Source organism: Phycisphaerales bacterium (assembly GCA_016699835.1).
In the GTDB taxonomy this organism is placed as follows: domain Bacteria; phylum Planctomycetota; class Phycisphaerae; order Phycisphaerales; family UBA1924.
Genome location: CP064987.1, coordinates 3,206,990 through 3,232,425, shown reverse-complemented (window position 1 = coordinate 3,232,425; position 25,436 = coordinate 3,206,990). Strand labels below are relative to the sequence as shown.

The 25,436-nt window shown below is 64.4% G+C and carries 22 protein-coding genes; 12 read left to right on the top strand and 10 right to left on the bottom strand.

Features of this window, described 5'->3' with window-relative positions:
* Entirely contained in the window at window positions 1-603 is a 603-nt protein-coding gene (locus IPK69_13405) for a hypothetical protein (GenBank protein ID QQS08952.1), read from the bottom strand.
* 168 nt (window positions 604-771) lie between these two features.
* The gene (locus tag IPK69_13400; protein QQS08951.1) at window positions 772-1,086 is read right to left on the bottom strand and encodes a tetratricopeptide repeat protein; all 315 of its coding nucleotides are present in this window, start codon (window positions 1,084-1,086) and stop codon (window positions 772-774) included.
* 129 nt (window positions 1,087-1,215) lie between these two features.
* Between IPK69_13400 and IPK69_13395 the strand changes: the two genes are divergently transcribed.
* The 7 genes from IPK69_13395 to IPK69_13365 all read left to right on the top strand — a co-directional run bounded on the left by IPK69_13395 (window position 1,216) and on the right by IPK69_13365 (window position 8,547).
* Window positions 1,216-2,106, top strand: a complete 891-nt coding sequence (locus IPK69_13395; protein QQS08950.1) for a 3-hydroxybutyryl-CoA dehydrogenase — start codon at window positions 1,216-1,218, stop codon at window positions 2,104-2,106.
* A 50-nt stretch (window positions 2,107-2,156) separates the two neighbouring features.
* Window positions 2,157-3,650, top strand: a complete 1,494-nt coding sequence (locus IPK69_13390) for a hypothetical protein (protein QQS08949.1) — start codon at window positions 2,157-2,159, stop codon at window positions 3,648-3,650.
* A gap of 155 nt (window positions 3,651-3,805) precedes the next feature.
* Window positions 3,806-4,459, top strand: coding sequence for a hypothetical protein (locus tag IPK69_13385; protein QQS08948.1), 654 nt, complete (start codon window positions 3,806-3,808; stop codon window positions 4,457-4,459).
* A 281-nt stretch (window positions 4,460-4,740) separates the two neighbouring features.
* Entirely contained in the window at window positions 4,741-5,235 is a 495-nt protein-coding gene (locus IPK69_13380) for a hypothetical protein (GenBank protein ID QQS08947.1), read from the top strand.
* A gap of 6 nt (window positions 5,236-5,241) precedes the next feature.
* Window positions 5,242-5,916 (top strand): hypothetical protein, encoded by a 675-nt coding sequence (locus tag IPK69_13375; protein ID QQS08946.1) that lies wholly within the window; start codon window positions 5,242-5,244, stop codon window positions 5,914-5,916.
* Window positions 5,913-6,500, top strand: coding sequence for a hypothetical protein (locus tag IPK69_13370; protein QQS08945.1), 588 nt, complete (start codon window positions 5,913-5,915; stop codon window positions 6,498-6,500). Before IPK69_13375 ends, IPK69_13370 begins: the two co-directional genes overlap by 4 nt.
* Before the next feature lie 55 nt (window positions 6,501-6,555).
* Window positions 6,556-8,547: a hypothetical protein gene (locus tag IPK69_13365; GenBank protein QQS08944.1), complete on the top strand. Its 1,992-nt coding sequence runs from the start codon at window positions 6,556-6,558 to the stop codon at window positions 8,545-8,547.
* 12 nt (window positions 8,548-8,559) lie between these two features.
* Here IPK69_13365 and IPK69_13360 read toward each other — a convergent pair whose 3' ends face one another.
* Window positions 8,560-9,021, bottom strand: coding sequence for a RidA family protein (locus IPK69_13360; GenBank protein ID QQS08943.1), 462 nt, complete (start codon window positions 9,019-9,021; stop codon window positions 8,560-8,562).
* Window positions 9,022-9,825: 804 nt separating this feature from the next.
* On the opposite strand from IPK69_13360, the gene IPK69_13355 reads away from it, so the two are divergent.
* Complete coding sequence (locus IPK69_13355; protein ID QQS08942.1) at window positions 9,826-10,755, top strand: prepilin-type N-terminal cleavage/methylation domain-containing protein; 930 nt, start codon at window positions 9,826-9,828, stop codon at window positions 10,753-10,755.
* A gap of 172 nt (window positions 10,756-10,927) precedes the next feature.
* On the opposite strand, the gene IPK69_13350 is transcribed toward IPK69_13355, so the two are convergent.
* Window positions 10,928-11,377 (bottom strand): hypothetical protein, encoded by a 450-nt coding sequence (locus IPK69_13350; protein ID QQS08941.1) that lies wholly within the window; start codon window positions 11,375-11,377, stop codon window positions 10,928-10,930.
* Between the two features lie 5 nt (window positions 11,378-11,382).
* The gene (gene topA / locus IPK69_13345; protein ID QQS08940.1) at window positions 11,383-14,253 is read right to left on the bottom strand and encodes a type I DNA topoisomerase; all 2,871 of its coding nucleotides are present in this window, start codon (window positions 14,251-14,253) and stop codon (window positions 11,383-11,385) included.
* Between the two features lie 351 nt (window positions 14,254-14,604).
* Here topA and IPK69_13340 point away from each other — a divergent pair, with 351 nt between their 5' ends.
* Window positions 14,605-17,772 (top strand): hypothetical protein, encoded by a 3,168-nt coding sequence (locus tag IPK69_13340; protein QQS08939.1) that lies wholly within the window; start codon window positions 14,605-14,607, stop codon window positions 17,770-17,772.
* Here the strand turns inward: IPK69_13340 and miaA are convergent.
* The gene (gene miaA, locus IPK69_13335) at window positions 17,756-18,736 is read right to left on the bottom strand and encodes a tRNA (adenosine(37)-N6)-dimethylallyltransferase MiaA (protein ID QQS08938.1); all 981 of its coding nucleotides are present in this window, start codon (window positions 18,734-18,736) and stop codon (window positions 17,756-17,758) included. The two genes, IPK69_13340 and miaA, sit on opposite strands and share 17 nt — an antisense overlap.
* 128 nt (window positions 18,737-18,864) lie before the next feature.
* Between miaA and IPK69_13330 the strand changes: the two genes are divergently transcribed.
* Window positions 18,865-19,347, top strand: a complete 483-nt coding sequence (locus IPK69_13330; protein ID QQS10489.1) for a methylated-DNA--[protein]-cysteine S-methyltransferase — start codon at window positions 18,865-18,867, stop codon at window positions 19,345-19,347.
* Window positions 19,348-19,368: 21 nt separating this feature from the next.
* Here the strand turns inward: IPK69_13330 and IPK69_13325 are convergent, their stop codons facing one another.
* The 4 genes from IPK69_13325 to IPK69_13310 all read right to left on the bottom strand — a co-directional run bounded on the left by IPK69_13325 (window position 19,369) and on the right by IPK69_13310 (window position 23,566).
* Entirely contained in the window at window positions 19,369-19,647 is a 279-nt protein-coding gene (locus tag IPK69_13325) for a hypothetical protein (GenBank protein QQS08937.1), read from the bottom strand.
* Between the two features lie 32 nt (window positions 19,648-19,679).
* Complete coding sequence (locus IPK69_13320) at window positions 19,680-20,684, bottom strand: FAD binding domain-containing protein (protein ID QQS08936.1); 1,005 nt, start codon at window positions 20,682-20,684, stop codon at window positions 19,680-19,682.
* The gene (locus IPK69_13315; GenBank protein ID QQS08935.1) at window positions 20,681-22,801 is read right to left on the bottom strand and encodes a xanthine dehydrogenase family protein molybdopterin-binding subunit; all 2,121 of its coding nucleotides are present in this window, start codon (window positions 22,799-22,801) and stop codon (window positions 20,681-20,683) included. Before IPK69_13315 ends, IPK69_13320 begins: the two co-directional genes overlap by 4 nt.
* 78 nt (window positions 22,802-22,879) lie before the next feature.
* Window positions 22,880-23,566, bottom strand: coding sequence for a (2Fe-2S)-binding protein (locus tag IPK69_13310; protein ID QQS08934.1), 687 nt, complete (start codon window positions 23,564-23,566; stop codon window positions 22,880-22,882).
* A gap of 87 nt (window positions 23,567-23,653) precedes the next feature.
* On the opposite strand from IPK69_13310, the gene IPK69_13305 reads away from it, so the two are divergent.
* Both IPK69_13305 and moaA read left to right on the top strand, forming a co-directional pair.
* Window positions 23,654-24,340, top strand: coding sequence for an MOSC domain-containing protein (locus IPK69_13305; protein QQS08933.1), 687 nt, complete (start codon window positions 23,654-23,656; stop codon window positions 24,338-24,340).
* Window positions 24,337-25,434: a GTP 3',8-cyclase MoaA gene (gene moaA, locus IPK69_13300; GenBank protein QQS08932.1), complete on the top strand. Its 1,098-nt coding sequence runs from the start codon at window positions 24,337-24,339 to the stop codon at window positions 25,432-25,434. The genes IPK69_13305 and moaA overlap by 4 nt, the downstream gene beginning before the upstream one ends.
* The last annotated feature ends 2 nt before the right edge of the window (window positions 25,435-25,436 follow it).

Here is a 25,436-nt window from a genome sequence, read left to right as displayed (position 1 = left end):
TCACAGTCCTTCCATCGGTGTCGAAGCAGTCCCTGGCTTCTTCGAGGCGTCCGAGGCCCGCGACGGATCCGTCACCGGCGCCCGCCAATACCCCTGATTCGCCCCACGCGGATCAATCCGCCCCGGCGAGCGGTTGTACATCGCGTACGGCATCCGCACCAGATCCCACAACGCATAGACCGGGCTCATCAGCGCCTCGTCCACGCTCGTCCACGTCAACGCATCAGGATTCTCGATCGCGCTCCCCGCCGTCGGGAACGCATACGCCGCCCGGGTGGACGTCACCTCATGCGGCGGCACCGACGTGTACGTCGGCATGCGCCGGATCCGATCCACGGGCACGACAACATCCATCATCGCCCAGTTGTCGCGTGAGAGGCCCGTCACCGAGACGCCGTCAGTGGGAACGGACGCCGCGGGATCGTCCACGCCGGCGATCGCCGCCCGATCGTGCATGACCAGCAACTCACGCCGCCCACCGAGCGCCCCGGCGTTGTCCGCCAGGCACCCACCCAGCATGGAAACCGCCACCAGAATCACGCCCGTGCGCTTCGCGGACGTGAGGGCAAGCCGTGTCGTCGAGTTCATCATCACACTCTTCATCGTCGCATGATCCAACTGTTCAAGAGGCCCCACAGAGTCCGCCCGTCAGACGTGGCCCTCGGGCAGGCACCAGTCATTGTTCGCAGCCGCCACACCACATGTTGCCGGCATCGCCCGGCTCCGTCCCCTGCCCTGAACCTCCACCCACATCCCACCGGCGTGGCAATCTCACGAGATCGAGTCGAGCAGACCCTCCATCTCGCCCATCGCTTTCCCGTCCCGCGCCTCGCGAGCCTTCGCCAACCCCGCCCGCAGAATCTCGGCCCCCTCACCGTTCCGCCCGGCCTCGATCAGCACCCGCGCCTTGTGGTAGTACGCATAAAGGTAGTTCGGATCGATCGCCAGACACCGGTCAAAGTGCTCAATCGCCAGAGCAAGACTCCCTTCACCGGCCTTCGTGTGTTCCATCGCCAGCGCATAGTGCACAAAGGCGTCGTTCTCATCCACCTTCAGCAGTCGCTCAAGTTGCTCAATACTCGGCACGCGACCATCGTAGTGCAACCCCCGCAAGCATGAAGCCCGACCGTAAGGGAGGGCCTGCACACGCACCTACACGAATGCCACCCCCCTACCCCCCGTCACCACCCGCACACCCAGGGCGTAAACTCCGCCATGACCACGAATCAGACCACCAACCACAACGTGAAAACACTCGCCGTCCTCGGCGCAGGCCAGATGGGCGGCGGGATCGCCCAGGTCGCCGCCACCAGCGGCATCGCCGTCAAGGTCTTCGACGCCTTCCCCGGCGCCATCGAAAAGTGCAAGGCCGTCCACACGCGCTCCCTCGCCAAACTCGTCGAGAAGGGCAAGATCCCTCAGGAGACCGCCGACGCCGCCCTCAAGCGCATCTCCTTCGTCACCGATCTCGACGCCCTGCGTGGCAGCGACTGGGTCGTCGAGGCCGTCGTCGAGGACGCACGGGTCAAGAACGAACTCTTCAATAAACTCGCCGCGATCTTCCCCGACGAGCGCGTCGTCCTCGCCACCAACACCAGTTCCATCTCCATCACCCAGATCGCCACCGCTGCGGGGCAGACCGCCCACCGCGTCGTCGGCATGCACTTCTTCAACCCCGTGCCGCTGATGAAACTCGTCGAGGTGATCCCCGGCCTGCAAACCTCACCCGAGGTGACGGCCCGCACCATCGCCCTCGCCGAAGCGATGGGCAAGACACCGCTCAAGGCCAGCGACCGCGCGGGCTTCGTCAGCAACCGCGTCCTCATGCCCATGATCAACGAGGCCTTCTACGCCTGGATGGAGGGCGTCGCCGAGCCCGAGGCCATCGACGGCATCATGACCCTCGGCTGCAACTTCCCCATGGGCCCGTTGCGCCTCGCCGACTTCATCGGCCTCGACACCTGCGTCAACATCATGAACGTCCTCGCCGACGGCCTCAACAACGACCGCTACCGCGCCTGCCCCCTCCTCAAGCAACTCGTCACAGCAGGCCGCCTGGGCGACAAGGCGGGCCGCGGGGTCTTCGAGTATCCGGCGAAGAAGTAGAAATTCGGGTGATCCAGTCATTCGCTCCCCTCGCCCCGCAATCATTGTTCATGGGACGAACACACCGGCTACTCATCGGCATTGCTGTTCTCGCTGTTTCTGGCGTAGGCGCCTACTTCGGCTCCCATGAAATCTCGCTCCGCCGCCAGGTCGCCCGGGCGAAGGCCGACCTGCCAAGGTTCCGCGCGGATCTCATCGCCCAGTGCGACGCCCTCGCCCCTGTGCCGTTGCCCGGCCAGATCACAAGATGGACGAGACTCAGGGATCTCGGCACGCGGTACGACTCCATCCTTGCCGAGTACACCAAGACGCACTCGGCGCGAACGCCCGGTGGCCGCGAGGTCTACGTCGACCCTTCATCGATCTTCACTCGATCACCCGAAGCGAACGCCGACGACGAGCAGCGTGCGATGGACGCGATGTCGAGAGCGCTCGCCCTCGGATTCATGCAGACGCTGAAGACCGAGGATTTCCTTCGCGACCTCGTCACGATCGGCGAGGCCCCTATCACCAGCCGCGGAGTTGAACTCGCCGACAGCGTCACGGACCTCTCGAAATCGTTGAGCCACTTCTCGCTCCTGCGGAAACTCCCCCGCGTGAACCGGGCGCGGATCAGCATGGCGATCGATGAGGCGGCCCGGAGCCGGTCCGGTTCCCTCGACACCCGCGAGATCCTCGATCCTCTCCTCGCGAACGTCGCCCTCATCGAGGCAGCCAACTCGATCCCCAACTTTCTTGCCGCACTCGTGACCGATTCGATGATCAGGCAGAATCAAGAGGCTGCACTCGAGATCGCCGCGGCAATGCCTTCACCCGCGCTCCTCGACGCAGTGGCTCTCGAGATCGACCGCCTACCCGAGGCCGACTCGGCCGTCATCCTCAACGGATTGAGGACCTCCATGCAACTCATGGTCGCCAACCATTTCGCCGACCTCTCTCGCGTCCGACGCGGCATGGACGACCCCGCCATCGAGCAACTCGTGGACATCGAGAACATCGGCGGAGAGGACGAAGGCTCGACTTCGATCCTTGGTGCCTATCGCGAGAATATTGCCGCCATCAACGCCGAAGTGGACGCGCTCATCGCCTGGAGCACGCTCGATGCGTGGCCGAATGAGAAGGGGTCATTCGAGGATCGTGCGCCGGATCTTTCAGATGCAAAGCGCCTCATCCTCGACTTTGCAGATATCGCTCCACGTTTCGTGCAGAAACTCAACGAGGCCCGTGCTCGCCGCCGGATCACGCGTCTCGCCCTGGCCCTCCATCGCTTCGAACAACGGAACGGGCACTTTCCCAAGGACCTCACCGAACTCGTTCCCGCCTGGATCGACGCGATCCCCATCGACCCGTGGTCGGGAAGACCGATGCGCTACCTCCCCCTCACGCGCACGACCGGCGGGGAGCCCCGAATCGATGCGTTCCGAATCTGGTCCGTCGGCAGCGACAGCATCGACAACGAGGGAACAACCCATATCAAGCCCGGAGTGATCGATCTCTTCGAGTACTCCGGCGCGGGATTCGACTTCACATTCGAGACGAAGTAGCCCAAGCCATTCGTAAATGTTCTAAGCATCCCTCACCGCCGAACTCCCCATTCTTCCAGTTCGGGATGACCCATACAGAATTGTGCACGAGACCCGGACTTGCGGTACCATCACTGCCATTCGACTGCACCAAGCCCCCCCACGGGAGTCCATCCATGTCCGGAATCACCAAAGGAACGATCTTCGCCGTCCTCGCCGGGCTTACCGGGGCCGCGCTCTGGGCCGTCATCTCCTGGAAGGCCAACTCCGAGTGGGGCATCCTCGCGTGGGGCATCGGTTTCGCCGTCGGGTTCGCGATGCACTTCGGCGCCCAGGAAGAACGCAGTTCCGCCACGGGCATCCTCGCCGCGTTGATCGCCGTCGCCGCCATCGTCCTGGGAAAGTACGGCGCCGTTGCCGCCATGCAACACACCATGAACGCCAACGTCGTCCAGTCGATCACCGAGGGCACCAACGCCGAGTCGATGGTCCTCGACTACGCCTACGAACTCGCCGTCGAGATCGAGGAGAATGGCAAGCCCGTCGCCTGGCGCAACGGCATCCAGTCCTCCGACGACGCAGAGTCCATCACCGATTTCCCGCCCGACATCCAGAAGAAGGCCAACGACCGCTGGAGCGCGCTCACGCCCGAGGAGCAGGAACAGGCCATCGCCACGGCCCGCGACGAGAGCCTCAAGTCGTGGAAGGACTTCTCCTCCACCCTCACCGTCTCCGCGTTCCTCCAGAGTTTCGGCCTCTTCGACATCCTCTGGGGATTCCTCGCCATCATGTCCGCCTACAGACTCGGCGTGGGCGATATCAACGCCTGAACACCCACACCACGCGTCTTCCCGCGTGACCCAGCCGTGACAACTCCCGGCAACCGCCCCGCCGCCACACGCGAATCGTGAGGTGTTCGTGTGTGAGTTCGTGCCGTGCACGCCAGTCTCTTCCCGCGTGCACGCGGCTCGTGAGGGTTCGAACATCTCTTCTGCCCCCGCACCCCCCGCCCTTCCCGACGCGGCGGCCGACATCCGTTCCTCTCCACCCATTCGAGAGGGCCAACACGACGGACCCACGCCCGGCGGACGTCCCATGGACCGAGGTCCCCATGCTCCTCCCCCTCTCCAACCCCTGGCTCATCTTCGACGAGATCAAGACCCTCCCGCCCGAGGAGCAGCAGAACGTGATCCAGCAAGCCGCGAAGTTGTGCACGCCGAGTCGATTCTTCGTGCCGTCCATCGTCACCGGCTTCACATGGATCATGCTGGCCGTGCTCATCCTGCCAGAGTTTGGGTGTTCGCGATGCCCGATCACGTCCTACGGCCAGTGGGATTTCAGCAACCCGGACTGGTGGTTCGCGGCGTTCGCGCTGTCAACAGGAGTGACCGTGTTCGTCGGCGGCCCCGCGCTCCTCGGCCTGACCATCCGAAACGCCATCCACTACCGCGCCATCAAGCAAGTCCTCGGCATCGATCAACCCACCACTCCACCACCCCGCGAATGCCCGCAGTGCCAGTACTCACTCAAGGGACTCATCCCCGACGATCAGCTCCTCGTCACCTGCCCCGAATGCGGCACCCCGCTCACCCGATTCATCACCTGACCCGCCATGCACTTCCCCCGCTCCAACCCGTGGCTCTACTTCGATGAGATCAAGGCTCTTCCACCCGACCAGCGCCAACACGTCATCAACGTCGCGGCGAGAGAATGCCGAATCATGCGGCGGGCCTTCCCACTCTTGGTCTGGTTGCTGCTGACCGCCTACTTCAACGTCCTCATCGACTCCATCACGCGACCAACCATTCACAGCCCAGGGCTTGCAAATCTCGCGCCAAACGAGGGAGTCTGGAACTTCTCGAGCCCCGTGTGGTGGTTTGCTGCTTTCAAACTCTCAATATATATGAGTATTCTCGTCGGCGTACCAACGCTTCTCGCTCTTGCGATGCGAAACAAGATCCTCCGCGAGTCAATTGACGCCGTGCTCGCCCACTCCGAATTATGTCACGAGTGCAAATACCCACTCGTGGGCGTCCCCATCAACGAACGCGGCGAAGAGATCTGCCCCGAGTGCGGCATGATCAACATCCCCCCACCACGCCCACGCCCGCCCACACCTCCGAGCCACTGCCCAGCCTGCAGGTACGCCCTCGCCGGACTCACACCCACCGTCAGCGACGCGATCCTCTGCCCCGAGTGCGGCACAGTTGTTCCCCTCGAACCGGAATCGACACTCATCGCCCCCTCGCCCAAACAGCCCGCCGACAACAATCCCACGCACCCATGAGACTCCTCCGCCTCAAACTCCACCGCGCCTTCCCCGAACTCGATCCATACCCGGACGATCAGGCGCGGCGTTTCGTCGACCAGGCATCAAGATCCGGCCGAAACGTCTGGATCTTCACGGGCGCTGCCATCCTGTACATCGTCCTCGGCGGCGCGCTCTTCGTCGGAGCACTTGTTCTCGCAAAGGACCTCCTCGACGCCGGCAACGTCCGATCCGACTTCGCGTTCGATGCCTCCATCATTCTCGGCATCCTCCTCTTCGCCCTCGGCGGCTTCATCACCCGCGACATCACCCTCCGAATCCTCATCCGCAAACTCCTCGACGAACGAGCAACCTGCGGCGCTTGCCAGTACTCCCTCGTCGGACTCCCCATCGACACCAGCGGCAAGGTCCTCTGCCCAGAGTGCGGCACACGCTCCAAGGTTGACCCCTCCCTCTACGCCCTCGTCCGCAACCCACGCATCCACACCAAGTGCCTCCACTGCGGCGTCTCCCTCGTCGGCCTCATCATCGACGCCGTCGGCACCACGCGCTGTCCCAAGTGCAACATGAGCATCCATCACCCCGACACGGACCACGCGTGAGCGTCGCCGAAAGCCCCCTCAACCTCATACTCCGGGTTCCTGTACCATCAGGACCATGCGACTCCTCCGCAACAAGATCTGGCGAGCCTTCCCCGAACTCGATCCCTACACCGACGAGCAATGCCAACGCTTCTTCAAGGCCGCCGTCGGCACGCCCGTCGTGCGGTCCGTTCGCATCGTCCTCGTCGTGCTCCTGAGCGTGGCAACCCTCATCGGGTCGGCCACACTGTGTATGTACATCCTCTCAGAGGTCTACGGCAGCAACACCAACGCGATGGATCGTCAAGACATCGCCGTCTACTCCACGCTCATCTTCGCAGTCGTGCTCGGCCCCTTCGCCGGCATCATCGCCCGCGATCTCCTCCTCCGCCTCCGAGTCCGAAAAGTCCTCAGAAGCCGAGGCCGATGCTCCAACTGCACCTACTCCCTCCTCGGCCTCGCCGTCAACGCGAAACACGAGGTCGCCTGCCCAGAGTGCGGCACGCTCACCGAGGTCGACCCCTCCCTCGGCGAACTCGTCACCAACGACCAGGGCCACGTCCAGTTCAATCCCGACGCCTCCACCGTCTCCGCCCGTGAGTTCTGGACGCCGGCACGAAAAAAGTTCACCAAGCGAGCCGCGATCGCCTTCCTCGTCCTCTTCGTCCTCCTCCCCGGTGTCGGCATGGGCCTCTACGAGATCTTCCTCCGATATCAGGCCTCGGTCGCTCGCGCCAATCGAGTCACCAATGCCGATCTCCTCAAGGCGATCAGAGCCGCAGACCCGATCCAGGCCGACACTACCCAACCCGACGCGTGGGATTCGATTCTCATCGCCCTCGCGCGAATCGAAGATATCAACGCGTCACCCTCAACTGAGGTCGCGAGGCTCAGCGACGGCCGGCCGGCAACTCCAGAGTTCGCCTACGTCGGCATTCATCAATCTCTTTGGGACAAAGGGAGTTGGCCGGTCGCCGATCAGGTTCTCATGCGAGACCAGGCCCTCCGCCTCCTCAAGGCCTACGACCACGCCGAGATCTGGACGTTGCTTGACGAAGCCGCCTTGCGCCCCAAGTCAACCGGAATACTGGAAGCGAATCCCGAGAAGACCGTCAACTACTCATCCACAACTCGCACAACCGCCTGGTATCTGGTCCGAATCGTCCCCGCACGCCTCCGTCTCGCGGCCACGGATCGCGATCTCCCCACCTTCCTTCAAGCCTACGAGCACCACCTTCTCCTCAAGCGACTCTTCGGCTCCTACTCCGTCATCCTCCAAGCCGCACTCGATTCCCCCGCACTGGAAATCCTGATCGAAAGCCTCCCCACACTCGCGCCCGACGAGACAACGCTCGATGCGATTCTCGCCGCCCACAACCGCCAAGGACTCTTGATCCCCTCCGCTGTTGAACCCACACCGGCCCTTCTCGATCCATGGATGCAAGACTACATCGCCGAGTTCTTCTCCACGCCGGCAAAGGCACGCTTCGGCATCTATGGCAAAGGAGCCGAGGATCTCGGCTGGTCGCTCTCCGCCATGACAAAACCAACTCGCCTCGGCACCTATTGGAGCAACATGGAGGCGATGCAAACGCTCATCACCGAACTCACACGAGCCTCCGAAACCCGAGCCTTTGAACGGGACCTCACGCCGCTCGATGCCGCCATCGATCACGCGAGCCGATTCGTCCTCACCAACCCCAGCGCCATGTTCGCCAAGCCATCGAACCTCGCCACGGCCGACAAGGCCCACCTCGCCCGCGACACCCTCCTCGTCCAGATCGCCCTCGAACGCCACCGCCTCGCCCACGGTTCCTACCCAGAAACCCTCGCCGAACTCGTCCCCGCGTTCCTCACCGAGGCACCCATCGATCCCAACACCGGCGTCACCTTCGGCTATCACCGCTCCACCAACACCAAGCATCCATACGTGCTCTACTCCATCGGCCCGAACAAGATCGACGATCACGCCGCCACACCCTTCGATGACGCCGCGATCAGGAGTTTCATCGATCACAAAGACGCCGTCGACGACTGGCCCCTCTACCCCATGCCAAACTCGCCATGATTCGCCTTCAGTTCACTCCACCTCCACGATCATCTCCACCTCCACCGGCGCCCCCAGCGGCAGCGCCACGCTTCCCACCGCCGCCCGGGCGTGCTTGCCCCGCTCCCCAAAAACGCTCACCAGAAAATCGCTCGCCCCGTTCCCGACCTTCGGCTGATCCGTGAACCCCGGATCGCTGCACACGAACACGCCGACGCGGACGATCCGCCGGATCCGATCGAGGTCGCCGAGTTCCGCCTTCAAGACCGCCAGCGCATTCACCACGCACGCGCGCGCACACTCCTGCGCCTTCTCCACGCTCACCTTCGACGGCACGGCCCCGCTCGCCAGCATCTGCCCCCCCACTTTCGGGATCTGTCCGGACAGAAACACCAGATTCCCCGTACGAACCGCCGGAACATACGAACCGGCGGGCGCACCAGGTGACTGAATGGTCACATGAAGTTCCGCCAGTCGTGTCTCAATCGTGCTCATGGGTCCTCCGTTCGCAAATCGTTCGCAGGTCGTTTCGGCACAGCGAGTTAGGTGCAGGTTCTCGCCGAATTTCCCAACTTCACATCCTTCACAGGCCGAGAACAAGGATATGGATCGAGTCCGCGGCCTTCCTCACGGTCTGGCCGGATCCCCGATGGGTCCCAGATTCCGGCAACCGCCGTGGTTGACAGGCGTATCGATTCGTGTACCTTACCCATCTCCCTGGACCACACGGCTCGCGACCGGAGGCACAGGAGCGTGGGGAAGAGTGAGCCTTGACGATCGAGACTCGGGATGAGGATCACGGGTCTCGTTGGCTGGGTTCAGGAAATCTTGTTCGTCTGGTTCGCGTCTGTGGAGGTTCTTGGGACTTTTCGAGCGATATGAACGAATCGTGACGCACTCATGGGCGGTTTCACGGCCGCCGAATGATCCACGCTCGAGAGAAACGGGAACCTGCCGACAAATTGGAATGGATGGGGACTCCTCCCAATCTGAACTCCGGCGTCGACGATCGGCCGGGGGTTCTTGGAGTTTCCACCCAGGTCGCCTTGAACGCGATTCCCTTCGGAATCACGGGCCAAGGTGAGGTCGGGCCGATGGTCGGCCGGGACTGCCCCCTGAACCGTTGCACCTGCCGCGTCGCGAGCGCGGGGGAACACGAGTCAGGCCCAGCAATCCACGGCCGCCACGCAACAGATCGTCGGGTTCCCTCCCAGTTTCTCCCACGTGGGGTCGGAGGGTTGGTAGGGATACCGGTCTTCGCACGGTGCGAACGCCGGAATGAACACTCAGGAGTATTCAATGAAGAATCGCAAGGCATTCACGCTCATCGAGCTGCTCGTGGTCATCGCGATCATCGCGCTGCTCATCGGTCTGCTCCTCCCGGCCCTCGGCAAGGCGCGCGCCACCGCTCGCCAGCTGAAGGACGGCACGCAGATCCGCGGCATCCACCAGGGCATGGCCACCAGCGCCGGCAATAACAGCGGCAACTTCCCCATCCCAAGCGACCTCGACAAGGGCAACACCACCCTCAACGTCGCCGCCCAGAACAAGAACACCACGAGCAACGTCATCTCCTACCTCATCTTCAACTCCTTCTTCAGCCCCGAACTCTGCGTCAGCCCCGCCGAGTCCAATGGCTCCATCCGCGTGGACAGCGGCTACCAGTACAACAACCCCGTCGGCGCCGCCAACGTCCAGAACGCCCTGTGGGATCCCACCTTCCGCGCCACACCTGGCGCCGAGACGGGCCCGCTCCGCGCTGGCGCCACCGCAGGTGTTGGATCCTGCTCCTACGGCACCATGGTCTTCATGGGCAACCGCCTCCCCAAGTGGACGGACTCCTTCTCCTCCACCGACGCCATCATCGGCAACCGCGGTCCGACCTACACCCTCTCCGGACAGGTCTGGCAGCTCACCGCCACCACCACCCCCTCCAACACGCTGACCATCCACGGCGGCAAGAACACCTGGGAGGGCAACATCGCCTACAACGACAACTCCGTCATCTTCGAGACCCGTCCTGATCCGGAGACCAAGACCTACACCTTCGGCACGGGCACGACCAGCACCAGCCGCGCCGACAACCTCTTCGTCAGCGAGAACGAGGCCTCCACCACCGTCCAGGAAGCCACCGCGGCCAACGCCCTCGCCCAGCGCAACAACTGGATCCGTCCGATCGTCTCCGTCACCGGCACGACGACCCTGACGGTCACCCAGTTCATCGACTAATCGCATTACGCGAACTTCGAAGCACTTCAAGGCACCCCGTCGAAAGGCGGGGTGCTTCTTTTTGTCTGCAAGCCGACCACGAAGTCATGGAGACTGCTGGCACTCCGGCCGATCGCGAACCCGGCGTTTGCGATTGATGGTTGCTGATCGTGAGGCGCGCCCAGTGAAGCCGTCAGAGAGTTTCGCGAGGAGCCGGCTTGCCCGCCTCGGCAAACTCCAGGCACCACGCCGGCCCGCTGAGGTCGATCGCACCCGGACCGGTCCCGATGGTGGCCCGAAGGCCGAGGATGCCCTTGAACTTCCGAGGCGTGGCATCGCGAAGTCGGATCTCATCCCATGGGATGCTCATCGCCGGAATCGCAAGGCGACGCGCGAGCCACGTGGGTTGGAGGTGCAGAAACGCTTCATCGACGCCAACGTGGAAACTCCCGCCGAGGCTGACGCTCCCGAAGCGGAAGGACTGGAACCGGCGCGTGACCGCATCGGGCGAAGCGTCGCGCGCGGGGAATCGCCCAGCCAACTCGCGGATCTGTCCGGTCACGCTCCAGAGTACAAAGGATATGACGAGCAGGTCAGTGCCCACGAACGCGATGACCAGGATGGTGATCTGGAGGGGTGACACCTCGATTACGCCGCCGTCTCCTCCGCCGCGTCTTCCATCTCGGCTGGCTCCTCATCCGGCTTGACCCCGATCGGCTCGGCATTGGGCAAGGGCTTGCCATTCGAGTCCGTGAGCGCCCTCCCCGACATGGTCTTGATCACCGGCACGGGGTTCGCCTTCTCGTGGGCCTGGAGCGCCTTGAGGAGTTCCTCGCGTTTCTCCTCGGGGAGATCGTTCCATTTCCCGCGGCCTCGGCACTTGGGGAACCGCGAGCACCCGAGCCATGGCCCGCGCGTCCCGGTGCGCAGATGCAGCGGGCTCTCGCACGTCGGGCAGGGGATGTCCGTGGCGTACGCCGGGGCCGAGGGCGCGACGACGCGACCCTTGCGATCGAGATTCAGGATGCCGTCGCAGGGTGCCGTCTTGTCGCCATACTTCGAGCAGCCGAGGAACGGCCCGAAACGACCGACACGTTTGGTCATCGCGCTGCCACACTTCGGGCACGCGACATCGACCGTCTCGGCGGCTGGGCGCGGCTTTCCCTCGCGATCGACGGGGCTGGCGTAGTTACACTCTGGGTACGTCGAGCACGAGAGGAACCGCCCGTTCTTTCCGAATCGATAGACCAGCGGGCTGCCGCACTGTGGGCACTTGTACTCGTCGGGCGCGGGCGTCGTCTCCGCCTTCGCGTGCTTGAGCGTCGTCTCGGCCTCTTCGAGCGATCGCTTGAACGGGCCATAGAACCGCGCGAGCATGTCGACCCAGTCGAGGTGGTCTTCCTCGACCTTGTCGAGTTGCGACTCCATCTCGCGCGTGTAGCCGACGTCGAGGATGTTGGGGAAGGCCTCGATGAGTTTGTCGGTCACGACCTCGCCCAGGTCCGTCGCGTAGAAGCGCCGCTCGAGCGCCTCCACGTAGTTGCGGTCCTGGATGACGGAGATGATCGACGCGTACGTTGATGGCCGCCCGATCCCCTCGGCCTCGAGCACCTTGATGAGCGAGGCCTCGGAGTATCTGGCCGGTGGCGAGGTGAACCGCTGGCTCGGCTGGATGTCGAAGGCGTGCAGCGGCTGCTGGGTCGAGAGCGCGGGGAGGTTCAGGTCGTCGCCCTTGGGCACGCCCGAGACGCGATAGAACCCGTCGAAGATGAGGACGCGACCGGAGGTCTTGAAGACGGCGGTCGTGCCGGGCTTGCCGCCCTTGATAAGCGCCGTCGTCGAGTCCCACTCGGCGGGCGTCATCTGGCAGGCGACGAATCGCTCCCAGATCAGTTGATAGAGGCGCGCCTGGTCGGGCGAGAGCGAGTTGCGCACGCGATCGGGCGTGTACGCGGGATTGGTCGGGCGGATCGCCTCGTGGGCCTCCTGTGCGGCCTTGTTGGAACTGGTGAAGAAGTTGGGCTTCTCGGGGAGGTACTTGTCGCCGAAGGTCGAGCCGATGTATGTCCGCGCCATCGAGAGGGCATCCCCCGAGAGGTGCGTCGAGTCGGTACGCATGTAGGTGATGAGGCCGACGGGACCCTCGCCGGGGATGTCGACGCCCTCGTACAACTGCTGGGCGGCCCGCATGGTGCGCTGGGCGCCGAATCCGAGGCGGCTCGAGGCGGCCTGCTGCAACGTGGACGTGATGAAGGGCGGGGCGGGGCGAACCTTTGTGCGTTTGGTCTCGATCGAATCGACCAGCCACTTGAGCGATGGGTCGGGGTTGCCCGTGATCGTGCGGACCCATCGTGCCGGCCCGCGACCGGTCGGCTCGTCGCGCAGCGTGGCGCGCGCGTCGCGCAGGCCAAGCGAATCCGCGATTCTCGTGATGGCCTTGCTCAGATCGTGCTTCTCGGGGGTCGAGAACTCCGCCGATGCACGCTCGAGCCGGTCGCGGATCGCGTCCGACGTGAAGTCCGCGATCGAGCCGAGGAGTTGGTCGATGCGGATCGATGAATCGAACTTCTTCCCGTTGTACTCGACGAGGTCGGCGCGGATGGCGTGGTGGTCCGACAGCCACGCGTTCTGGGCCTTGACCGTCGGTGGATTCTTCTTCTCGTCGCGCGTCGCAAGGAACGCCCGCCACCCGGGGCCGAGTTTCTCGGCGTCCTTCTGCGTGAGTGCGAAGTTCGCGCCGATCGACCACTCCTCGTCGGGGATGAACGCCCGGATCTCCCGCTCGCGCTCGACGACCAGTCGTACGGCAACCGACTGCACGCGCCCCGCGGACAGACCGCGGGCGACCTTCTTCCAGAGCAGCGGCGAGACCTGGTATCCCACAATCCGGTCCAGGATCCGTCGCGCCTGCTGCGCGTTCACGCGATCCTCATCGATCGGGTGCGGATTGCTGAAGGCCTTTTCGATCTCGCCCTTGGTGATCGCGGCAAAGATCACGCGTTTCGCCGTCTTGGCGCTGATCCCCAGTTCCTGCGCCAGGTGCCACGCGATCGCCTCGCCCTCGCGATCCAAGTCGGTCGCGAACCAGACCTCGCGGCCCGAGGACAGTGTCTCCTTCGCCGCCCGCTTCAGATCGCTGATGACCTTCTCTTTGTCCTCGCTGACGACATACGTCGGCTTGAAGCGGTGCTCCAGGTCCACGCCCGGGACCGGGGCCTTGACGCCTTTGGGGTTCTTGCTGGGAAGGTCTCGGACGTGCCCGACCGAGGCGAGGACGAGGTAGTCCTTGCCCAGGTACTTGTTGATGGTTTTCGCTTTCGAGGGCGACTCGACGATCACCAGGTGCCGATTCTTGGCGTCGCCCGTGCTGAAGCCCGTCCCGCGGGCCGGCCCGCGCCGTCGCCCTCGAGCGGCCGATCTCGTGGGAGCCTTGGTCGCGGCGGTCGCCGAACCTTCCGCCTTGTGAGCGGCCGATTTCTTGGTGCGCGAGGGTGATTTCGAGGCAGGTTTCTTGGCCATAGGGGATGCTTGTCAAGGCTGGGTACGGCAACAGCGAACACATATAGATGATGCCACCGGCGGGAACAGGAAAGGGAGCGTGTGGCAGAATGTCAAGGAAAGTCCGATGTGTTCGTATTACGTACGGTATTCGTGCATTGGGATTGTCACAATCAGTGAGTTCTGCGGCATGACCGTTGGCACCATGAAGCAAGTTCGATTAGGCTGAGAGTGTCCGTGTTGACAGACGCCATTGAGCGTACTGGCAGGGGGTGAGAGCCTCGACCATGAAGTGGTCGAAGCCGGCGGACGACGCATCGTGGGGAACAGGCTCGAAGCCCGGGAGGCAAAGCGATGATGCGTTTGTCGAGGATGATTGTCGCGTTGGCCGCTGTGATGTGGTGCGCCCAGACGATGGGCCAGTGCGGCGCGATCGCCGGTTCCGCGTGGAAATCCGTTCTGTCGGATCCGTTCGACAGCTTCGTCGTCTATGGAGAGCCAGGCGCCGACGCCCAGTGGGTGAAGTTCACCATGCTCGCCTGCGAGACGCCCGCACCCGGCACGCACCGCACCGTCTACTACCAGAACTCGCGCGACATCCGTTTCCACTACGACTTCGGCTCGGCTTGGCTGCGCCCATTGCTTGGCATGACGCGCGCGCAGTACGACGCCGCCACTCTCCACGCGACGGGTCAGCAGGCGATGATTGGCGCCGTGCTCTTCCCCACCGGCCGGAACTGGAGCACTCCGGAATATGGCATCCAACTCGTGCGTCGCGATGCGTACACGCGGGAGGAGGCGCTCGCCCAACTCCAGGCCGTCGCCGCGAGTCTCGATCTTCCTGATCGCCTCGCGTTCTACATGCCCGCGTTCGAGCAGCAGGCCGCCGCCGAACAGGACGCGGCATTCTTAGCCGCGAACGGCTTCCCCGTCTCCAGCATCTCGCGCTGGGCCTCGGGAAATCGCGTCTACACCAAGGGCTGGGCGATCGGTACGCTCAAGCACGTCGCCGCGAGCGACATTGGCGAGGCCTACGCACGTGGTGACATCGGACCCGATGACATCCTCATCACCGACGGTGTTCCCGCCGAGTTGCCCTTCCTGGCGGGAATCGTGAGCCTTGCACCGGCCACGCCAAACTCCCATGTCGCGATCCTCGCGCGGACCTATGGCACCCCCTTCGCTGCGATCATCGATCCCGCCGCTCAGCAGGCCGCCATGGCCAAAGTCGGGACGCGTGTGGTCCTTCGCACCAGCGAAGACTTCGGCAGACCTCGAGTGGACGTGGTCTCCGGCGCGTCGATCACCGAGGTCCAGTGGGCGGAACTCCTCGAACTCAAGGCCGTCACACCGCTCCAATATGCCCCAATGCAGTCCACCGGCGCCGTTGCGCTGGGCGTCGATCTGCTCACGCCGGCGGACATCGCGCGCGTCGGCGGCAAGGCCGCGAACTACGGCCTCCTGCGACGCTCCATCCCCGAATCCACACGCCCGGGCCTCGCGTTCACATTCGACCTCTGGAACGCCTTCATGGCTCAGACGCTCGACAATGGACGAACTCTCCGCCAGGAGATCGACGATCGGCTCAGCGGCTACTCATGGCCACCCGAGCCGGCCTCACTCGCCACCACGCTCTCGGGCATTCGCGACCTCATCCGTGGCAGCCAGACCGACTTCTCGCCGGCGCTGCGAAACGCAATTATCACCACGCTCCAAAGCCCCGTCTATGAACTCGACCCAGAGACCAAGATCCGGTTCCGCTCCTCGACCAATGTTGAGGACTCGGCGTCGTACACCGGCGCGGGCCTCTATGACTCGTACTCCGGGTGTCTCCAGGACGACCTCGACGCCGACACCGTCGGCCCAAGCGTGTGCGACCCCACCGAGGCCAATGAGCGTGGCGTCTTCCGGGCGATCAAACGTGTCTACGCCTCGTTCTACAACGACAACGCCTTTGTGCAGCGTCTGCGTCTGGGGGTCCATGAGCACGAGGTCGGCATGGGCGTCCTCGTCCATCACAGTTTCCCCGACGACACCGAGCTTGCCAATGGCGTCGCCATCGTCGAACGCCGTGGCGGGCTCGCGGGCAGCGTCAGCATCCGCGTGACGCTCCAGCCCGGCGCCAACTCCGTCACCAACCCCGAACCGGGCCAGATCCCCGAGGAAGTCGAGATCGATCGACTGAGTTTCGGCACGTACACCAATATTCGTGCCTACTCGAACCTCACCCAACTCGGGCACATGGTCATGGACTATCCGGCGGATTACACCCGCCTCGCGGATCTTCTCGCCGAAGCCTCTGCACGATTCGTGCAGGAGGGCGGCCCCGCCGACCATCACCTTGACTTCGAGTTCAAGAAGACCACGATCGCCGGCGGGCCGGGCGTCGAGGGCCTAGAGATCAAGCAGGTCAGGCCGCTTCCCCAGGCCTCGACGACGCCCACGCTGGTGCCGTTCATGCTGGGCGAGCCGACGGCGTATCGAACCTATGAGGGCGAGGGCTGGGACGCGGTGGGAAGGCATCGCCTCAAGACGCGCCTGGACATCGCCGTCAAATCACAATGGCTCACCGACGAGGTCGTGAACCAGGGTGGCCTTCTCCATTCCATCACGGGCGACCTCAAGACCAACAGCGGCGCCTCGCACATCGATGGCCACTTCGCCACGCTCCCCGAGGCTCAATACACGCGCACGCTCACCCCAACTACCTTCACGGCCACACACTCCTGGCGCGTCCAGGATCGCGTCTACTCGCTCACCATTCCCGATGTCCCCCTCCGACGCAGCGTCGAACAGGGCCCCATCGTCCTCGCCTCGGACTTTGGCCATGGAACCAGCGGCGGGCATCGAGTCCTCGGGCTGGGTGTCAGACACTCTACACCAAAGCCCATTCTCACCTGGGAAGGCCTCGACACCACGCTGGAGGATGGCGTCGGCCTCGGGCTGGTCCGCGAACTCGAACCCCTCTCGTTCTCACCTTGGAACGAGACGGCGGCCGGCGGTGAAACCATCGACACCACGTTCTCACTCCGCGGTGCACCCGCGGAGATTGTCGCCGGGTACACCGCTCCCGTCGTCGGATTTGGCGAGGCCACCATCACCGGTGTCACCACACAGCCCATCGTGATCCACAACACCGACGCCCTCACCGGCACACCGCACCATCACAACTTTGGGCTGACCGTTCTTGTCGATCCCTGGCTCGAGCCAACGCTTTCGGCCCACCAGCGGCGTCAACTCCTCGCTCAGCGTGCACGCTATCTCGTCTTCCAGGACTCGGGTCTCATCGCCCAGGAGCTCGTCTTGGTCGACGAGCCGCCATATCCACCGGTCTGCGCCGCCGACGTCGACAATGCCTTGGGGGTGGGAGTTCCCGACGGCGCCGTCACCATCGACGACCTCATCCACTACCTGGGTCTGTTCAACGCCGGCAATGTCGAGGCCGACGTCGATAATGGCACGGGAACCGGCGACATGGACGACGCCGTGACGATCGACGATCTGCTCTACTTCATCACCCGCTTCAACGCCGGATGCTGAGCGAATCGAGCACGAGTTCAGGCCACCGATCGCGGGGCAAGGTCTCTGCGTCGATCACGATCGGTCTCGGTGCGCCCGGAGTTGGGGCCGACAAGCGGCGAAGCCACGTCCGCTGATTCTTCGCAAAGCGGCGAGTCTCGATCTTGATCTTCTCGACGGCGTCCTCGATCGGGCACTCGCCACGCAGGTGGGAGAGGAGTTGCTTGTATCCCAAAGCCTCGCACGTCTGCGGGCCGAAGAGTCCCCGCTCGTGGAGCGATCGGACTTCGTCGAGAAGGCCACGCTCCATCATCACCTTGACGCGTGCGTTGATGCGGCGATTGAGGAGTTCCGTCGGCCAGTGAAGGATGATCAGTTGCGCCTCACGCCGACGGGCGCCGGGCGTCTGCGGCGTGTCGGCTTCGGAACTTGTCTCTCGTGGAGTCCACTCGTCCCACTGTGTTTGTTGCCGCGAGATCGGGCGACCGGTCAACGTGTGCACCTCGAGCGCCCGGATCGTGCGGCGGAGATCGTTGGGGTGGAGGCGTGCGGCCGCGTCCGGGTCGGCGGCCTCGAGTTTGGCGCGGAGTTCCTCGGCTGGAAGCGAGGCGAGGCGCGCGCGCAACTCGGGGTCGCCCGCCGGCCCCTCGAAGATCCCATCGACCAGGGCCTTGATCGAGAGATGCGTCCCGCCGACGACGATGGGGATCACGCCGCGAGCGCGGCACTCATCGATCCTCCTGTTGCACGCCCCGAGCCAATCGGCGACGGTGAACCGTTCGGTCGGCTCGGCGAGGTCGATCAGGTGGTGCGGCACGCCGCGGCGTTCGTCGAGAGTGGGCTTGGCCGAGCCGATGTCGAGGTGGCGGAAGATTTGCACCGAGTCGGCGGAGAGGATCTCGGCCGGACGGGCGCGCCCATTGAAGTGCAACGCGAGTTCAACGGCAAGGTCGGACTTTCCCGACGCCGTGGGGCCAATGATCACGGGGAGTATTGGCGATTCGTTCGGCACGATGGATTGTTGGAGGAGACGCGATGGAGAGCGCACCGGCGAAGATACGCATCGAGGCACGATCTATCGGTATCGAACGCGGCGTCGAACCAGCGTTGTCGGTGGCGTCCGAGACGATCGAGACACCAATCGGACTGCTACTGGTGCGTGCATCGGCTCGCGGCGTGATCGCGATCGAGTTCGACGCCACGCCGGGAGATCCCACACCTTGTGGCAACGACTTGGCGCGGCGAGTCCTTGATCAGGCGACACGTGAACTCCACGAGTATTTCGGTGGCACGCGGCGCGAGTTCGAGGTCTCGGTGGACGCCGCTGGAACGCTCTTCCGCCAATCCGTCTGGCGAGAACTTCGTACCATCAACTTCGGCACGACGATCTCCTATGGCGAACTCGCCCGGCGTGTCGGATACGTGAACGCCTCGAGAGCGGTCGGCGCGGCCAACGGCGCGAACTCCATCCCCATCATCGTCCCCTGCCACCGCGTCATTGGAGCCGATGGCACACTCACCGGGTTCGGCGGCGGCGTGTGGCGAAAGGAATGGCTGCTCCGGCACGAGGGCGCGTTGGACCCTTTGTGGTCGTGAATCTCGAACGCGTTGGCGAGATCACGCGATGTTGTCGGCGTTTGGCGATGCCGCCGGCGATTCGTGATAACACGCCCGAGAGTGCGTGCACGACTTCGGGCACACCGGCTCGTGATCAGGGCCCAGCGCGTCGAACGTCTTGATGCAGAAGAACACGCGTGTGTCCGACGTGTCGTCGATCAGGCCCGGCGAGGACTGGCGCTCGTCGCAGTACATCATCTTGTGCCGAAGGTTCCGGCACGAGACCTGGAGTTGCACGGGCCTAAAGAGCGGCGTGGCGTTCGATGTGGCGTTCGGCATGGGCGACGCTCCGGGTTGGACACGATTCGAGATCAGGCAAGGGCGGACAAACCAGCGGCAAGTCGCGTGGCTCGCGCGAGAACAACGGGAAGCAGATCGAGTTTGTACGCGTTCTGGGTCATGGGCTTGGCGCCACGAGTGGATGAGGCGAGGGCCTTGGCAAGAGCCGCGTCGTCCTTCGCGTCCACGCCAATGAGGGCTTTCTCAACCTCCGGCATGGGCCACGGCGTCGGAGCAACGGCCCCGGCGCAGACCCGCGCGGACGAGAACTTCGTCGAGCCGTTCTCGGACTCGATCGCTACGCACGCGAAGACCAGGGGCCAGTCGAACGATTGCTTCTCTTTCACGACGTAGAACCCGCTGCGGGGGCGCGGCGTGAGCGTGATGTGCGTGATGATCTCGCCGGGTTGGAGGTTGTGCTCGTCACGGATGCCGCGGTCGGGCATGTGATACAACTCGGAGACGCGGATGGATTCTCGCGTGCTATTGGCAAGGTGCACCACGCCGTCGCAGACATGCAGCGCGGGGGCGAGATTCGACGGGTGGACGATGTGGCAGGGCCCGTCGCCAAAGATCGCGTGATACTTGTTCTCGCCCTCGGCGGCGAAGCAGCGCGAGCCGCCCTTCTTCAGGCAATCGAACTCGCTCTGGCGGTAGTACCAGCAGCGCGGTCGCTGCAAGAGGTTCCCCGCGGCGGTCGCGGCGTTACGGACCTGGGGTGTTGCGGCCTTGCCCACCGCGTTCGCCACCACGGGCGCGTGCTCGAGCATGATCGGGCTGCTCGCGATCTCGGCCATCGTTGCCGACGCTTCGATCCGCAGGACCGGCTTCCCGGCCTTGGTGGAGAGCGTGATCGGCTCGCCATCTCGAACTCGCTTCACATTGATGAGCAGGTCCGGCTCGGCGAGACCTTCCTTCAGGTGATCGACGATGTCCATCCCGCCGCCCTTGAGCATGGGGAGGGAGAATCGCTTGTCCTTGAGGAGCGTTGCCGCCTGCTCATACGACCGGACCGTGGCGAAGGAGAACTCGTTCACTGGGCACCTCCGCGGAGCGCGGCCAGAACCTTGTCGGGCGTGATCGGGAGCGACCGCACCGGCGCGCCGATCGCGTTGAAGACCGCACACGCCAGCGCCCCGGCCGTCGGCACCACCGGCGGCTCGGCGAGCGATCGCGGACTGGTCTGATTCTTCGTCCACAGCACCGGCACGATGTGCGGCATGTCGTCGGGCCCCAGGATCTTGTACTGCTCCATGTTCGGGTTCACCATCGTGCCCGTTGAGCGATCCATGATCTTGGACTCAAAGAGCGCGAAACTCAGGCCCTGGATCACGCCGCCCATGATCTGGCTCTCGGCCCCCTTGCGGAAGACCGCCCGCCCGCACGCCTGGATCGCGACGACGCGCTTCGCCCGAACGACGCCCGTGCTTGTGTCGACCTCGACCTCAACGGCCTGGACCCCCGAACTGTGCCCGTCGCCCTCGTCGGCCCTTCGTGTGCGCTGATCGTTGTGTCCGCGGCCCACGATCGCGTCGCCGATCTTGGCGCACGCGTCGCTCCACGAGAGGATCTTCTTTCCATCGTTGAAGACCTCGCCACCCTTGATCGAGAGCAGCCCGGCCTCGACACCCAGCGACGAGCCAAGGAACGCGAGGAACTTATCGCGGGCGTCCTCGCCGGCGCGGAATGACGCGGGATAGACATTCGCCAGCGTCACCGAGCCGCCGGAGTTCGGCCCGATCGGATACGACGATCGTCCGACCATCGCCGAGATCGCCGCGAGCGGCACACCAAGCCCCTCGGCCGCGCCGATGCCCACGGCCGTCCGAGTCCCCGTCCCGATGTCCTGACTTCCTGACTTCGCCACGACCGAGCCGTCGCGATTGATGATGACCTCGACGTCGGCCGTCGCGGGGCTCTGGTGCCAACTGCACTGTCCGATTCCAAATCCGCGTCGGATCACGCCGATCTGCGAACCCGTCTTCACGCGCCTGTCCCACCCGATGAGCCGGGCTGCCTCCTTCATCATGTCGCCGCGATCCTCGCTGTTCGAGCCGATCTTCAGGCGAAGTTCGATCGGATCGATGTCACACATCGTCGCGACCTCGTCGAGGATCAGTTCCTCAACGAACGCCCCCTGCGGCGCGCCCGGCGCCCGCATGGGTCGTGGTGCGCCACCGGCAAACGCGACATCCTCGTGCGTCCGCTCGAGATCGCCGCGACTGCCGAAGCGATAGCGACCCGAGGGCATCGATGTACCGCCTCCGCGACCACCGGCGCCCGCACCGCCCCACGAGTGGATCTGTCCGCCGAGGATCGTGCCATCCTTCTGGATCGCCAGTTTCACGCTCACGTGGCTCGAGGGGCGATTGCCCGTGTCCAGGTGTTCCTCCTTGCGGTTGCAGAAGAGGTACACTGGTCGTTTGTGCTTTGCCGAGAGTTTCGCGGCCTGGGCACCCTCCTTGCCCGCGCCGTTGAGTTTCGATCCGAATCCGCCGCCGATGTACTCGCAGACGAGTTCGAACTCGGATTCCTTCAAGCCCACCGCTCCCGCCAGTCCGTCGCGGGCCGCGTAGGTCCCTTGCGTCGAGGTGTACACCGTCGCGCTCTCGCCGCGATGGTCCGCCACGCTCCCGTGCGTCTCGAGGCAGACGTGCGTCTGGATCGGCGTGGAATACTCGGCTTCGAGAATATGGTCGGCCTTCTCGAACGTGCCGCTCGCCGAGTCGTTCTCCATCGCGGGGCGGATCTTCTCGACCTCCTCAAGGCACGAGCCGGGCTTCGCCTCGAACTCCCACTTCGCCTTGAGCGCCTTCAGCCCTCGCTTCATCGCGTTGGGCGAGTCCGCCAGCAGATACCCGACCGGTTGTCCCTGATACTTCGCCTCCTTGCGATCGTCAAGCACAACCTCGACGACGCCGGGCACACCCTTCGCCGCCGCTTCGTCCGCATCGACCAGCGTCGCCTTGCCATACGGCGATCGGATGAACGCGGCGAAGAGGCCGTTGGGAAGAAAGTAATCCCGGCTGTACTTCGCCCGCCCGGTCACCTTTGCCACGCCGTCCAGACGCGACGTGTCCGCGTTGATCGCGGCGTTCGCGTTCTGCGGACGGTTCGTGGTGGGCATCACCGTGGGTTGGCTCGTCTCGGACATGGCTGATTCCTTCGTACGCCAGTTCAATGCGAAGATCGGAAACACGGGTGAGCAGCAAGACAACAAATCGGGCGTCGGTCAACCGTTCACAGGCCCATCCAAAATCGGGGCCTGCCCCGACGCCTCGAGGCACGCGTTGAAGATGTTCGTATAGGTCCCACACCGGCAGATGTTCCCGCTGATCCCATGCTTGATCTCGTCGAGCGTCGGCTTGGGGTTTTCATTGAGTAACGCCCGGCACGCTACGACAAACCCGGGCGTGCAGAATCCGCACTGCAGGGCGTCGTGCTTGATGAACGCCTCTTGCACCGGATCGAGCCGGTCACCCTTGGCCAGCCCCTCGACGGTCGTGATCTCGCTCCCGATCGCGTCTATCGCGAGCATCATGCACGACGCGGTGAGTTTCCCATCGACCATGACGCTGCACCCGCCGCACGAGCCGCGGTCGCAGATCTCTTTCGCCCCCGTCAGCCCGAGGTTCATTCGAAGCGTCTCGAGCAGCGTCGTCGCGGGCTCGATGCTGGTCTTCATCTCGCCGCCGTTGACCTTGAGCGTCACCGACACCGGTCCCGGCCCATTGATCGGAATCTCGTCCCCCTCGGCGGCACTCGCCGGCCCACCTGGCCTGGCCGTTGCCTTTCCCGCGATCGATGCCCCGGCCGCCGACAGCCCCAGTGTCTTCATGAACGAGCGCCGCGACACGCCATGGGCGTCGTTACGCGGAGCCGAATCATGGGAATGCCCCAGGTCCTTCTCGTTCCCCATCGTGGCACCTCCAACTCGCGGGTCGCCCGCCGATTCGCGTGCGGCCCGCACACGTTCAGTATACTGTCCTTTCGAGCAGAGTGCGCCATGCGAGTTGTGTCCGTCAATATCGCCGTCCCCAAGACCGTCGAGCAGCGCGGCAAGCCCACATCCACCGGGATCTTCAAGAAACCCACCGCCAATCCCGTCCGCCTCACCGCCACAGGCGTCGAGGGCGATTATGTCGCCGACACCAAAAACCACGGCGGCCCCGAAATGGCGGTCTACTGCATCGACCGCGATGTCTACGAGCGATGGGAATCCGGAGCGCCGCTCCCCGCGTCCATCGGCACGCCTCTTCATCTCTCGCCGGGCATCTTTGGCGAGAATCTCACGCTCGAGGGCATGAGCGACACCATGGTCCACATCGGCGATCGATTCGCGGTCGGCACCGAAGGCGCCGAGATCGAGGTCAGCATGCCGCGCACACCCTGCTCCATGCTCGGGATCGCCATGGGCGACATGGAGTTCCCCAAGCGATTCCTCGAGTCCCACCACGTCGGGTTCTACGCCCGGGTGATCCAAGAGGGCCGCGTCCGCGCCGGCGATACCATCCGCCAGACTCGTGCCGACGCCGCCCATCTCAGCGTCGCCGAGGTGGTCCGCATCCGATTTTTCGAGAACGACAACGCTGAGCGGATCGCTCGCGCCCTGGAGTGCCGATCGCTCAGCCCCAAGTGGCGGACCTGGCTCGAACAGCGTCGCGAAGAACTCGCCGCCGGGAAGGCGTCATGAGTTACGCCCTCCCTCTTCTGGATGAGTCACGCCTCACGCGTTCGGACATTGATCCAAACGTAGATAGCCCATCTCATTCGAGGCCTCTCCAGCGGGATCGACTCATCGACTCCCATGGCCGCACCATCCACGAACTCCGCCTCAGCATCACCGATCGCTGCAACTTCCGCTGCGTCTACTGCATGGAGCCGGATGTTCGCTTCGCCTTAGCCTCCACGCTCCTCAGCCCCGAAGAACTCGAACGCGTTGCCCGCGTCTGCGTCTCCCTCGGCGTCACCAAAATACGCCTCACCGGAGGCGAGCCGACCGTCCACCCACGACTCACCGAGATCATCTCCCGCATCGCCTCCCTCGGCGTTCGCGACATCGCCATCACCACCAACGGCTCGCTTCTCACGCCTCGCTCGCTCGCCGCGTGGAAGTCGGCCGGCTTGTCCAGAATCACCATCAGCCTCGACAGCCTCCGCCCCGATCGCTTTGCAAGGCTCACACGCAGCACGAGCACTCCTGATGACATCCTCCGGGGGATCGAGCATTCCATCGACGCCGGGCTTACGCCGGTCAAAGTCAACGCCGTCGTGATGCGCGGATTCAACGAGGACGAGGTCGCCGACATCGCGGCCCTCGCCCGCCGATACCCCATCGATGTCCGCTTCATCGAGGCCATGCCCCTCGATTCCGCCCGGGCCTGGGATGAATCCCGTCTCGTTTCCGCCGATGAGATCCTTGAACGAGTCTCGCGAGTCTGGCCGCTCGTCCCCATCGACCGCGAGTGCGACAGCGCCACCAGCGAGCGCTACGCCTTCGCCGACGCTCCATCGTCAAACACAGGCACCGTCGGCGTCATCGCTCCGGTCACGCGCGCCTTCTGCGGCGCGTGCAGCCGCCTCCGCATCACCGCCGATGGCATGGTCCGCCCCTGCCTCTTCTCGACCACCGAGTACGACCTGAAGTCCGCCCTCCGCGCGGGCGCATCCGACGACGATCTCGCCACGATCCTCCTCGACGCGACGTGGCGCAAGCAACCCGGCCACGGCATCCGATCGTCGTCGTTCAAACAGCCCACCCGCCCAATGTCCGCCATCGGCGGCTGAAG